Annotated in this window: 9 protein-coding genes and 1 tRNA gene; 5 read left to right on the top strand and 5 right to left on the bottom strand. The window is 38.8% G+C overall.

Annotated elements, in window-relative coordinates; translation table 11 throughout:
• Window positions 1-30: 30 nt before the first annotated feature.
• The 4 genes from CVT08_RS03140 to CVT08_RS03125 all read right to left on the bottom strand — a co-directional run bounded on the left by CVT08_RS03140 (window position 31) and on the right by CVT08_RS03125 (window position 4546).
• On the bottom strand, window positions 31-816 hold the full coding sequence (locus tag CVT08_RS03140; protein WP_107856434.1) for a TatD family hydrolase: 786 nt from the start codon (window positions 814-816) through the stop codon (window positions 31-33).
• The gene (locus CVT08_RS03135) at window positions 813-2069 is read right to left on the bottom strand and encodes a diguanylate cyclase (protein WP_107856433.1); all 1257 of its coding nucleotides are present in this window, start codon (window positions 2067-2069) and stop codon (window positions 813-815) included. The genes CVT08_RS03140 and CVT08_RS03135 overlap by 4 nt, the downstream gene beginning before the upstream one ends.
• Before the next feature lie 88 nt (window positions 2070-2157).
• Window positions 2158-3678: an AAA family ATPase gene (locus CVT08_RS03130; protein ID WP_196381023.1), complete on the bottom strand. Its 1521-nt coding sequence runs from the start codon at window positions 3676-3678 to the stop codon at window positions 2158-2160.
• Complete coding sequence (locus CVT08_RS03125) at window positions 3671-4546, bottom strand: NAD(+) kinase (RefSeq protein WP_107856432.1); 876 nt, start codon at window positions 4544-4546, stop codon at window positions 3671-3673. The genes CVT08_RS03130 and CVT08_RS03125 overlap by 8 nt, the downstream gene beginning before the upstream one ends.
• 92 nt (window positions 4547-4638) lie before the next feature.
• On the opposite strand from CVT08_RS03125, the gene aspS reads away from it, so the two are divergent.
• The 5 genes from aspS to CVT08_RS03100 all read left to right on the top strand — a co-directional run bounded on the left by aspS (window position 4639) and on the right by CVT08_RS03100 (window position 8452).
• Window positions 4639-6396, top strand: a complete 1758-nt coding sequence (gene aspS, locus CVT08_RS03120) for an aspartate--tRNA ligase (RefSeq protein ID WP_107856431.1) — start codon at window positions 4639-4641, stop codon at window positions 6394-6396.
• 254 nt (window positions 6397-6650) lie between these two features.
• Complete coding sequence (locus CVT08_RS03115; RefSeq protein WP_107856461.1) at window positions 6651-7220, top strand: adenylate kinase; 570 nt, start codon at window positions 6651-6653, stop codon at window positions 7218-7220.
• Window positions 7221-7325: 105 nt separating this feature from the next.
• Window positions 7326-7664, top strand: a complete 339-nt coding sequence (locus tag CVT08_RS03110; protein WP_107856430.1) for a NirD/YgiW/YdeI family stress tolerance protein — start codon at window positions 7326-7328, stop codon at window positions 7662-7664.
• A 69-nt stretch (window positions 7665-7733) separates the two neighbouring features.
• Window positions 7734-8252, top strand: a complete 519-nt coding sequence (gene ppa, locus CVT08_RS03105; RefSeq protein ID WP_107856429.1) for an inorganic diphosphatase — start codon at window positions 7734-7736, stop codon at window positions 8250-8252.
• A 123-nt stretch (window positions 8253-8375) separates the two neighbouring features.
• Window positions 8376-8452: transfer RNA gene (locus tag CVT08_RS03100), tRNA-Ile, on the top strand.
• 109 nt (window positions 8453-8561) lie between these two features.
• On the opposite strand, the gene CVT08_RS03095 is transcribed toward CVT08_RS03100, so the two are convergent.
• Window positions 8562-12203, bottom strand: a complete 3642-nt coding sequence (locus CVT08_RS03095) for a S6 family peptidase (protein WP_107856428.1) — start codon at window positions 12201-12203, stop codon at window positions 8562-8564.
• Between the last annotated feature and the right edge of the window lie 281 nt (window positions 12204-12484).

Here is a 12484-nt window from a genome sequence, read left to right as displayed (position 1 = left end):
AGCATCTTAAGCAAGCACAATGCCCAAAATTTAGGCAAAGCACTTAAATAACCTTTTGGCATTATCTGAAGTCGTTTTACAAACTACTTCAAATTCAAGGTTTAAAATTTCAGCTATCTTTTTAGCAACAAATGTCGTAAACGCCGGCTCATTTCTCTTACCACGATTTGGTTCTGGTGTGAGATATGGAGCGTCAGTCTCTATCAATACCCTATCAAAAGGAATTTTTGGCAGAATTTCAACTAAATTCTTAGCGTTTTTAAATGTCAAAACGCCGCCTATGCCAAAGTAAAAATTCCCAAATTTACAAAGCTCCAAAAGAAGTGGCGAAGCATTATAACAATGCAAAACCGCTCCAGCTTCAAGCTTTGGTGCATACTCTTTTAAAATGTTAAAAGAGTCCTCATTAGCCTCTCTGATGTGGAGGATAACGGGTTTTTTTAACTCAACAGCCAAATCAAGTTGAGCTAAAAAAACACGTTTTTGATCTTGCTTTTCTCTTAGCTTTTCTTCTTCATCTTTTGGCAAGCGGTAGTAGTCAAGCCCACATTCACCGATAGCCACGCACTTTTTGTCTTTGGCAAATTCTCTTAAAGTTTCAATATTAAAATTCTCTTTATCATAGGGATGAACTCCAACGGCAAAGAAAATATCACTTTTTTCGTGCGCTATTTTAGCCGCTTTTGGTAAATCATTAATATCAGCTCCAGGGATAATAAAGCCTTTTAGCCCTAAATTTCTAGCTTCAGATAAAATTTGCTCTAGGTCAAAATCATAAACTTTACTATCCAAATGACAATGCGTATCTATAATCATAAAGCTATTTCTACCCTGTTTCTACCATTTTCTTTTGCGACATAAAGCGCTGAGTCGCAAGCTTCAAGCATATCATCTATCTCGCAGTGACCTTTCCCAAAAGAAACCCCGATAGAAACGGTCACTTTTATGGTTTTATCTTTTATGATCACCTCATTTTCAGCCACTTTTGCTCTTAAATTTACAAAAAATTTAATTGCCTCCTCTTTTGCTATCTTTTTAAGAACAACACAAAATTCCTCACCACCAAACCTAGCGACCACATCTCTTCCTTTTGTATTGTCAATTAGTATCTTTGCGAGTGATTTTAGTATCTTATCGCCACCATCATGTCCGTATGTGTCATTTATCTTTTTAAAGTGATCTATATCAAGCATAGCAAATGCATAAGGTTCATCAAGCTCTTCAGCTGCTTGGACGTACTCTTCTATATCTTGGTAGAAAAATCTTCTATTGTAAGCGCCAGTTAAAAAGTCACGGTTAGCAAAATTTGCTATCTTATTTATATTTTCCATCGCCTCAATGGTGTTATTCACACGGCAAATGAGCTCTTCTTTTGAAAATGGCTTTGCTATAAAGTCGCTAGCTCCATTTTTTAAAAATATCGAAGCATCAGTCTTTTCGCTAGGCGAGGTCATGATGATCACGCCAAGGTGGTTTTTATCTTTCTCTTTTCTAACCTCTTTTAAGACTTCTAAGCCATCTTTAACAGGCATTCTATAGTCAGTTATGATTAAATTTATATCAGGATTATCAGCAAAATAGCTCATCGCCTCTTCGCCGTGAGCCGCTGCTAAAACCTTAAACTGAAGGCTAGTTAAGATTTTTTTTATCATATTTCTAAAAGGCAGTGAGTCCTCAACAACTAGAACTTTGTATTGTCTATTTTTGCTTAGTCTGTTTATCATTTGAAAGATGTAGTTGATATCATCCATGTTGCCCTTATAAACGTAATCAACTATGTCTTTGTTTATAAAAAATTCTTTCGTCTTATCATCGATGCTACCAGTTAAAACGATAGCACAGAGCCCTTGAGCAAGGACATAATCAACGATCTCACCATTTGGTGCGTCAGGTAAATTTAGATCCAAGATAGTCATAAAATAATCTTTGCCGTGCTCGCTAATAAGCATCTGAGCTTCGGCAAAATCATACGCAACGTCGATCGCCATATCCTCAATGCTCTTTTCCATCTGCATGACGATTAGCTTAGCAAGTGCCTTATTATCATCAACTACTAGAATTCTTTCCATATTATTCCTGCGATTTTTTATTAAACTAGCTCGGATTTTAACAAATAAACCTAATCACAAAGCTTAAATTTAAAACTTAAATTTCAAGCTATTTTAAAAGTCCTTTGGCGAAATTTATCGCCTCTTCGCTGATATGCTCGCCGCTTATCATACGCGCAAGCTCATTTACACGCTCCTCTTTGTCAAGCTCTCTTACGACTGAGCTCTCGCCGTGACGCTCTACTAAAAAGTGCGAATTTGCCTTTGAGCTAAGCTGCGGCTGGTGCGAAATGGCAAAAATTTGATAAAAATTTGCTAGCTTAAGCAAGACATTTGCGATACTCATCGCCTCTTTTCCACTTAAATTTGCATCTATTTCGTCTAAAATGATGACATCACCGCCCGTTTTTGTGATCTCGCTAGAGGCAGCTATGAAGGCTAGCCTTAAGCGGTTTAGCTCGCCTGAGCTTAAATTTTTAAGCGAGGTCTCATTTAAATTTAAACAAACCTCATCAACTCCCAAGATATCAAGCTTTTTAGCCTCGATCTTTAGCTTGATATCTGGCATATAAAGCTCTTTTAGGTATAAATTTATCATTGCCTCAAGCTCTTTTAAATTTACGCTCCTTGCCTTGCTTAAAGTGCTGGCTAGCTCATTTGCCTTTTTGCTTAAAATTTCAAATTTCTTCTCTAGCTCGCTCTTTTCAAAGCTTAAATTTTCATATCTAGCAAGCTCTTTTTCCTTTTTATCAAGCGCTTCTAACGCCTCTTCTTCGCTGCCATAGCGCCTAATGATGGCATTAAGAGCTTCTATCCTATCAAGCACGCTCTCCACGTCGATATCGTCAAGCTCCTCCATATTTAGGCTATCTCTTGCCACCCTTAGCTCATTCATCGCATCTTCAAAAAAGCCACTATCAAGGTCACTGATACTTAACGCCTCATTTACGCTGTGCTCTAGCTCAAATATCCGCTCAGCTCTAGCCCACGCCTCATTTATCTTATCCTTTTTACTAAGCCTCTTTTTAGTCTCCATAAGCTCTTCAAACTCGCCTTTTTTAGGCCCGACACTTCTTATCTTCTCGATCTCAAAGCTAGCAAGCTCCTTTAGCTCCTCGACCTTTTTCTCTTCCTCTTTTATAGTGGCTAACTCTCGTGAAATTTTAGAAAATTCCAAAAACGCCTCTTCAAATTCTTGTTTTATCTCTTTAAATTTCTCATTTTTTGAAATTTCAAGCCTGTCAAGCAAATTTAGAAATTTCTCATTTTCAAATTCATTTGCCTCTTTTGCCGAGAGATATTTGATGTGCTCGCGCGCCACTTGGGCTAAATTTCTCTTTGAGATGGCTTGTTGGTTTATAAAATACCTCGTGCTCTTATCTTTTAAAAGCTTGAAAATATTGACCTCTTCGTTTTCTATGCCAAACTCATCAAGCTCAAATTTATGCTCCACGTCAGCTTCTATTAGCCTTGCCTCGCTATCTTTTAGCCCAAAAACAGCCATTATAGCGCCCATTAGCACCGACTTGCCAGCGCCGCTAACGCCCGTAAATACGCTAAGACCCTCTTTGAAATTTAGCTCGACATTTTTAAAATTTAGATAATCCTTAATCAAAATTCGATCAATCATTATAACCCCAGTGAAGTTTCTCTTTTAAAATTTGAAAATAATCCCTGCCGATGTGGCGTATCAACCTCGCTTTTTTGTCGCTCAGGCTCATACTGACGGCTGAAATTTTACTCATATCAAAGCGGTCTTGACCGTCTATTACTAAAATGGCGTCGCTTTTTGTTCTAAATTTAACCGTGTGATTTTTGGTAAGCACGACTGGACGCTGCGTGAGCGAGTGCGAACAGATGGGAGTTAGCGCAAAGACCTCGCTTAGCGGATATATAATCGGGCCATTTGCACTCATATTATAAGCCGTGGTTCCAGCAGGAGTTGCCACTATGACGCCGTCGCCAAAATATGAGTTAAAATACTTTTCATTTAAAAGTGCCTCGATATGCGTCATCGAGCCGCCATTTTTACTAACGATGACTGCGTCGTTAAATGCTATCTTTTGCTCGGTTTTGCCATCATTTTTATGAAGTGTGACGTCTAACATAAAAGGCGTTTCTACCTCAAATTTATCATCAAAAAAGTCTTTAAAAAAATTCTCACTCTCATTTATAGTGATATCTGTCAAAAAGCCGAGCCTGCCAGCGTGTATGCCAAGTATTAGCGGCGAGATGTGAGCTAGCTTTCTGCAAGTTGAAATGATAGTGCCGTCACCGCCAAGCGTGATAAGAAATTCGCACTCTTTGGCTAGTTTTATCAGCTCAAAGCCACTTTTTTCTACCTGTTTTGCGCAGCTTTTTTCAAGCAAAATTTCTGCGTTATACTTTTTTAAAATTTTTTCTAGCTTTGCTAAATCCTGCTTAAATAAAGGATAATCTTTCGCGACAAGTCCCACTTTTTTGGCACTTTTGGTATTAAATTTTTGTTCATTTTTCATAGAAATGATTGTAACATATTTTATTTTAACAAAGCTTTTCAAAAGAAAAAAGCGATTATAATTGCCTAAAAAACATTGCAAAGGAGCATTTTATGCGAAGTCATTATTGCACCGATCTTAGCAAAGCTGATATCGGCAAAGAAGTAATACTTTGTGGCTGGGCAAACACATATAGAGACCACGGTGGCGTTGTTTTCATCGACTTAAGAGACGTTAGCGGGCTTATACAACTAGTTTGTGACCCTGCTGACAGCAAAGAAGCACACGACGTGGCTGCAAAAGTAAGAGATGAATATGTCTTAAAAGCAAAAGGAAAAGTAAGAGCTAGGGGCGAAGGACTAACCAATCCAAAGCTAAAAACTGGCGAGATAGAGGTGATAGTAAGCGAGCTCATCATCGAAAATCCAAGCGAGCCACTACCATTTATGATAGGCGATGAGAGCGTAAATGAGGACATCAGGCTAAAATATCGCTTTTTAGACCTTAGAAGCGAACGCTTGCAAAATATCTTTAAAATGCGTTCTCGCGCAGCAATCGCAGCTAGAAACAGCCTAGATAAAATGGGCTTTATCGAGTTTGAAACTCCAGTTTTAACACGTGCAACTCCAGAAGGTGCGAGAGACTACCTAGTGCCAAGCCGCGTGTATCCAGGCCAATTTTACGCGCTCCCACAAAGCCCGCAGCTATTTAAACAACTTTTGATGTGTTCTGGCTTTGATAAGTATTTTCAGATAGCAAAATGCTTCCGCGACGAGGACTTAAGGGCTGATCGCCAACCAGAATTTACTCAAATAGATATCGAAATGAGCTTTGTCGAGCAAGAAGATATCATAAATATGGCTGAGACGATGCTAAAAGATATCTTTAAAGCCTGCGGGCACGACATCAAAACGCCATTTAGACGTATGAGCTACAAAGAGGCGACTGAGACTTACGGCTCAGATAAGCCTGATCTTAGATATGATCTAAAAATGATCGATGTGATTGATATTTTCGAGCGATCAAACAATGAAATTTTTAGCTCTATCGCAAAAGATAAGAAGAAAAACCGCATAAAAGCGCTAAAAGTGCCAAATGGTGACAACATCTTTAGTAAGCGCGAGATGAATAGATTTGAGGAGTTTGTACGTAAATTTGGCGCACAAGGTCTTGGCTACTTCCAGATGAAAGAAGATGGCTTAAAAGGCCCGCTTTGCAAATTTTTCGAGCAAAGCGATCTTGACGAGATCGTCTCAAGATGTGAGCTAAAGGTTGGCGACGTCGTATTTTTTGGTGCTGGCAAGAAAAAAATCGTGCTTGATTATATGGGACGATTTAGAATTTTCCTAGCAGAGCAAATGGGCATCATCGATCAAGATAGACTTGAGTTTTTATGGGTGCTTGACTTCCCAATGTTTGAGCAAAATGACGATGGTAGCTACTCTGCGATGCACCACCCATTTACAATGCCAAAAAATATAGACGAGCCTGATCTTGAAGATATCCTCTCTATCGCTCACGACGTCGTCCTAAACGGCTTTGAGCTTGGAGGTGGAAGCATAAGAATTCACAAAAATGACATCCAACAAAAAGTCTTTAAGCTTCTTGGCATAAATGAAGCCGAGCAGCGTGAGAAATTTGGCTTCTTGCTTGATGCCTTGACATTTGGTGCGCCTCCACATGGTGGTATCGCGATCGGCTTTGACAGACTAAATATGCTTGTAAATAAAGCAAGCTCGATCCGCGACGTCATAGCCTTCCCTAAAACACAGCGCGCTCAGTGCCCACTCACAAAGGCACCAAGCTACGCTAGCAACGAACAGCTTAGGGAGCTAGGACTAAGAATAAGAGAAAAAGAGCAAAAGGCTTAAAATTTGCCTTTAAAAAGAGATGGGATTTCGTCTTTAAACATTTTTCTTAGACAAAATTCCATCCTAAATTTAAATTTATAAAAAGATGCCTCCAACTTGGCGGCTAATTAAATCAAAACTTGCCTAAGTAGTTTGAGATGATTTTTGTGGTTGCGACGTAAAATTTTGCGCAGATAGAACACTTAGTTCATCAAGCTAAATTTTACTAGCTCCGCAAAAAGCGCTCAAAAGACAAAGGCAACAAAAGGGAAAAAATGAAGAATTTATTTTTAATCATAGGCGCTCCAGGTAGCGGCAAAACAACAGACGCATCGATCATCGCACAGCATGATGAGAAATTTGCTCACTTTTCAACTGGCGATCTTTTAAGAGCTGAAGTAGCTAGCGGTAGCGAGCTTGGCAAGCTGATAGACGGCTTTATCTCAAAAGGAAATTTAGTCCCACTTGACGTTGTCGTAAATGCGATCGTCTCAGCTATCAAAAGCTCAAATAAATCAAACATCATAATCGACGGCTATCCAAGAAGCGTTGAGCAAATGACCGAGCTTGACAAAGTCTTAAGCGAGCAAGATGAAATTTCTCTAAAAGGTGTCATCGAAGTAGATGTTAGCGAAGATGTGGCAAGAGCTAGAGTGCTTGGCCGTGCAAGGGGCGCTGATGATAACAACGAAGTCTTTAACAACCGCATGAAAGTCTATCTTGATCCGATAAAGCCTATCCGCAAATTTTACAGCGAAAAAGAGCTACTTCACGTGGTAAATGGCGAGCGTGGCATCGACGAAATCGTAGCTGACATCAAAAATTTACTATCTAAACTTATATAAATTTACAGACCTTGCATCAAAAGGTGCAAGGTCTTAAAACTTACCATTTATTAACACCAAAAATGTAATATCCTTTAAATTTAACAACCTTCAAAAAGGATAAAAATGAAAAAAATCTTCATCGCTTCACTGGCTGCTAGCATCGCAATGGCTGGAGGCTTTATCTCAAAGAGCCCAAGCGAAAATGTTATAAGTGTAAAAGAAGCTTTAAAGCTAAATGATGACGCCAAAGTCGTGATTGAGGGCAAGATAAAGTCACACATCAAATCAGATAAGTATGAATTTGCCGATAAAAATGGCGACACTATCGTTGTTGAGATCGACAATAACAAGTGGGGCAATGTAATAGCTAACGAGGACATGCCTTTAAGAATAATAGGTGAGGTGGATAAAGAGCTTACAAAAACGAAGATCGACGTAGATAGCGTAGAGGTTGTAAAGTAGTTAAATTTACGAGTATTTAATGCAAAAAATACTAAAATCACGAAAATTTCTAACACAAAGGACGAATATATGGACGTTTCAAAGATCAAATTTGGCTCAAACCCAGACAAAATCAATGCCGTAATCGAAATACCTTATGGCTCAAATATCAAATACGAGATCGACAAAGATAGCGGTGCAGTCGTAGTTGATCGCGTGCTTTACTCAGCGATGTTCTACCCAGCAAACTACGGCTTTGTGCCAAACACACTTGCAGCCGACGGCGATCCAGCTGATATTTTGGTGCTAAACGAGTATCCACTCCAAGCTGGTAGCGTCATCCCTTGCCGTTTGATAGGCGTTTTAGTGATGGAGGATGAAGCAGGCATGGATGAGAAGCTTTTGGCTGTGCCAGTTACAAAGATTGATCCAAGGTATGAGGCGATAAAAAGTTACAAAGATTTGCCAACTGCGACACTAAATAAGATCAAAAATTTCTTTGAAACTTATAAAATTCTTGAGCCAAACAAATGGGTAAAGGTGAAAGAATTTAAAGACGCAAACGCTGCAAAAGAGATTTTAGACGCTGCGATAAAAAATTATAAATAATTTTAAGCCCTATTTTAGGGCTTTTTCTTTTTAAATTTGTTCGTTTTTATACGCCATATTAAAAAGGCTATTTTTATATTTAGATAAGCTTTTTCTTGTATAATACGATTTTCTTTCAACTGTGGGTTCATAGCTCAGTTGGTTAGAGCATCCGGCTCATAACCGGATGGTCCCAGGTTCGAGTCCTGGTGAACCCACCACTTACTTTCAAGTTTAAATTTCACCATTTTTATTAGATCTCAAACATTAGTTAAATTTAACTATTTTTGCCAACGCCAAAGTGAAATTTAAATCCACTTTGACATAAATTTAAAATTTATACTCGATCTTCAAACCACCACTTATGCCGTAGTTTTTATCATTATCAAGCATGCCGCTTAGCTGAGAAGAGAGAACTAAATTTTCGCTAAGTTTGGTGTCTGAGTTTAAAGTAAGCTTATAGCTTAGTTTATTGTTATCAAGTTTGTAATCAACATACTCATTTGAATTATTAAGCGAAACATAAGATTTATCTTCTGAGTTATATACACTTTGTTTTACTAAAAATTGCACGCTAAAGGCGTTTTTATCACTGTTTAAAGCATATTCTACCCCCGCTGCTACAGCCACATTAAAGTCATTTATGCTCTTTTGATCATATCGGTCATTTTTAAATCCATCAATGCCGTTAGCGCCAAGCTCTAGTGCGAGTAGTGGCTTTATGCTTTGCTCAAACTCTCCACTTTTAGAAAGTGAAATTTTATATTTATAGTAGTTGCTTGAGAGGATGCCTCTGCCTTTTACGCTAGCTTTTTGCGCCTCATCTAAGCTGCGTTTTGAGTTTATAAAGGCAAAATTTAAGTTACTTTGTATCTCGTGAGCTCCTCTTTCAAAAAGCCCATACGCACCAAAACTATAAATTTTAGCATCATCTTTTAATATATCTGAGCTAAATTTAGCCTTGCTTACTCCAGCGCTTACACCTAAGATAAACTCGTCATAACCTCTGTCATAGCCGATATTTGTACCATAAAATTTAAGGTCGCCATCGCTTTTTTTATCTTTAAAATAAGCACCATTTACATTTGCCCAAAAGTTGTTTCTCTCCCTGCTAGCTTCTGCTGCTTCGTAAGCCATCTTCGCGCTTGGCATGATGTCACTTTCAAGTCCAGCTAGCTTAAACTGCGAGATATCAGCCTTTGCCCTTAGCTGCGTGACCTGAAATAGCCTAGAGTTCATCAGCTCGTTGCTGTTTTGCAAGGCTTTTATGCTCATTTTGAGCGAAGAAGTAGAAATTTCTTTCATATCTTTATCTGCTTTTTGCGCTAGTTTTCTTAGTGCCTCGTCATCACCGCTTGAGATTGCTTGCACAAATTCAGGCGTGCCTTTTAGCATGCTTAGGATTTTATTTTCTCTTTGGCTAAATTTAGAAACCCTCTCTTGCACCACATTGGACGAAACGGCCGGATTTTCTCCCTTTTTATCGCTTAGCTTCATCACTATCTTGCCGTCACTTATGGCGTAGGTCATAAACAAATCACCAAGTTTTTGCTCGTTGTTAAAGATAACACCCTCATTTATGATATTTTGCGCGCTTACTAAAGTATATGTTTTATCAAGTGCCATGCCGCCTTTAAGTGCTGCAGTAAAATCAACATCAAATTTCATCCCAGCGCCAAGGGTTAAGACCTTTTTAAAGTCAAGTACCGGCTCATTTTCACTGCCAAAGCTCTTTATCTTTAGGCTCTTTTTTATGAGGCTATTAGGCTCAAAGCCAAGCTTTTGTGCACCACTAACCTCTAAATTTTCTACCTCAAATTTACCATCGCCTAAGAGCACATCTTTAGCCAAAGGCATATCTTTGCCATTTATAACTAGCTCTTTTAGCTTAGTAACGCCACCTCCTACTCTTAGCAGACTATCGCTATCCATGACGATTTTATTGTCAAATTTAACGTCTTTAACAAGCAAATTTTTACTATCAATATCCTGGCGATACTTTAAGCCGTCATCATAGGTATTTGAGCCATCAAATTTATCGATATAGTGAGTTAGCTCGCCACTTAAATTTATGACCGAGTTTTTAGCCGTGATGTCGCCATTTAGCTTAGCATCTTTGCCTATGGTAAGCTCTGATGATTTAAGCTTTATGCCATCTTTTGCACTAAATTTTCTCTCGTCCCAGTCAGGCTGAGAGAGTGTGGATGGGCGAGTTAGATCCATATAGGCTGGCTCGCTTAGACCAGCTGCGGCTATCTTGCTCTTTGCTAGGGGAGTTAAAACGCTAGCATCGCCAATGGCGTGCGTCTTTGGATGACCTTGGAGCGTAACCTTGGCGTTTTCTAGGCTCAAAGCACCATAAATGTCAAATCCTCCGTCAAAAACAAGCTCCTTGCTCTGCCCGCTATGTTTTAACTCTATATTTTTATCGATGCTTGCGTGAAATATCGTATCTTTGCCACTTTCGCCGTTTATTTTAAGGGTCGCTCTTTGTGAGTTTTCGTTTGTTATCTTCGCGTCGCTTGAGTTGGCTGATATGTTGTTAAAAGTCTGATCAAAGCCATTTAGATCAAGCGCTCCGCCGCCATTGCCAAAGAAAATTTTATCATTTAAATTTTCATTCACGCCAAGCCTTAAGAGCCCCCTGCCACTTGTTAGATAAATTTTATCAAAGGCATTTAAAGCTCTTAACTCAACCACGCCCTCGCCTAGCCTTAGTGGCTTGTTGCCACTTGAGCTTACTATCAAGCTGCCTTTGCCTAGCTTATGCACGCTTGTGTCTGAAACGACGTTTAAATTTAAGCTAGCACCACGAGCTATGTCAAAACCTGCAAATTTTGCTATCTTGCTACCATTTGTGCTATTTAGCGTAAGATCTCCGCTATTTACGACGATGCCGCCATATCCTAAGTCTAGATTAGAGTTTAGCGTGATGTTTGAGCCATTTACGCTGCTAAATATATTATCTTTATTTTGCACTAGCGCGCTACCTAGGACATTTACGCCACTTACTAAATTTTCATACTCTTTTTTATAGTCGTTAAAATCTCTTGCAGTGACGATAGATGCGTAGTTTTTATTGTCCTCAACTCCGGTTAAAACACCTACTAAGACCCATTTTTGAGCTACCGTGTCATAGACAAAAAACCCAGAGCCACTATCTCCTGGCAAAAGTCTATTTCTAAAGCCCCTGTTTGAAGTCATAAATAGATAAACCCCGGGCTTACTAACACTTGAGTAATGAGTCTTATAAACTGCCGAATACGCTACTCCTATCTCATTTACGCTTGCGCCAAGTGCATTATTTACTATATTTTGGTTCTCAAACTCAGTAGCACTCATCACCTCAGCAAAACCATCTGTATCGCTTTTAGGCTTTTCAAGAGCAAGCGACCCTGTGCCAGCCTCGTATGCAAGGATATTCTCACCGCTAGCTCCACCGCTATTTTTTATATCCCTAAAACGATCTTCTATCTTTTTTGCATTAGCCTCATCTTTTGCTTGATCTTGGCTAGAGATCTCCAAATTTGGCACATCCAAAGGATCGATCTGCCCTTCGACTATGTATTTTGAGGTTCGCAGATACGTTGTGTCTGCACCATAAAGCTTTTGCGTAGAATTTGTCGCGTACTCATAGAGTGTGTTGCCAAACCAACCTCTGTTTTCATTAAAATTTGTAGCAGCTGAGGCAAGAAGTGTGTGATTTGCCGTCACCACAAAATTTCGCCCAATGGAGGTGAAGTTGCCTTTATTGTTTCTTGCGTTGTTGTTTGGGATCTTATTAAACGTAAATTTAGCGCCGTTTCTTTGCGTAAATTCTAGCGGAGTATCTGTGGCTTTAAAGATGCCTTTGTTTTGCGCAAGATCAAGGTAATCTCTATAAAAATTTGTCCCTATATCCATGACCTGAGCATCTAAGCAGCTACATAAAATGCTTGATACAACAAGAGAAATGCTAAGATTATTTTTCAAGATAAACCTCCATTTTTAAGATAAATTCCATTTAAATCGCAAAAGGCATTATATACCTTTTTAAACCTTTTGATGATTAAAATCTTAATTATTTTTTAAACGATAAATTTACTTTAGCAAATTTACCGCTGCGCTTTAAAATTTATCTCGATTTTTAAGCTAGCATTTGGCTATAATCACTCAAATTTATGTTGCGGTCGCAATTTACATTTGCATAAATTTACCTTCAACTACCATTTTTGCAAATTTTAAAAGTCAAATTTCGCAAGTTTCGCGTGCCA

Origin of the sequence: Campylobacter concisus (genome assembly GCF_003048835.2) — a bacterium.
Classification (GTDB): domain Bacteria; phylum Campylobacterota; class Campylobacteria; order Campylobacterales; family Campylobacteraceae; genus Campylobacter_A; species Campylobacter_A concisus_D.
This window is presented reverse-complemented; position numbering and strand designations above follow the sequence as displayed.

Bases quoted from the DNA above. Each gene is read 5' to 3' on its own strand.
- CVT08_RS03140 (WP_107856434.1), bottom strand. From the start codon at position 816: ATGATTATAGATACGCATTGTCATTTGGATAGTAAAGTTTATGATTTT.
- CVT08_RS03135 (WP_107856433.1), bottom strand. From the start codon at position 2,069: ATGGAAAGAATTCTAGTAGTTGATGATAATAAGGCACTTGCTAAGCTA.
- CVT08_RS03130 (WP_196381023.1), bottom strand. From the start codon at position 3,678: ATGATTGATCGAATTTTGATTAAGGATTATCTAAATTTTAAAAATGTC.
- CVT08_RS03125 (WP_107856432.1), bottom strand. From the start codon at position 4,546: ATGAAAAATGAACAAAAATTTAATACCAAAAGTGCCAAAAAAGTGGGA.
- aspS (WP_107856431.1), top strand. From the start codon at position 4,639: ATGCGAAGTCATTATTGCACCGATCTTAGCAAAGCTGATATCGGCAAA.
- CVT08_RS03115 (WP_107856461.1), top strand. From the start codon at position 6,651: ATGAAGAATTTATTTTTAATCATAGGCGCTCCAGGTAGCGGCAAAACA.
- CVT08_RS03110 (WP_107856430.1), top strand. From the start codon at position 7,326: ATGAAAAAAATCTTCATCGCTTCACTGGCTGCTAGCATCGCAATGGCT.
- ppa (WP_107856429.1), top strand. From the start codon at position 7,734: ATGGACGTTTCAAAGATCAAATTTGGCTCAAACCCAGACAAAATCAAT.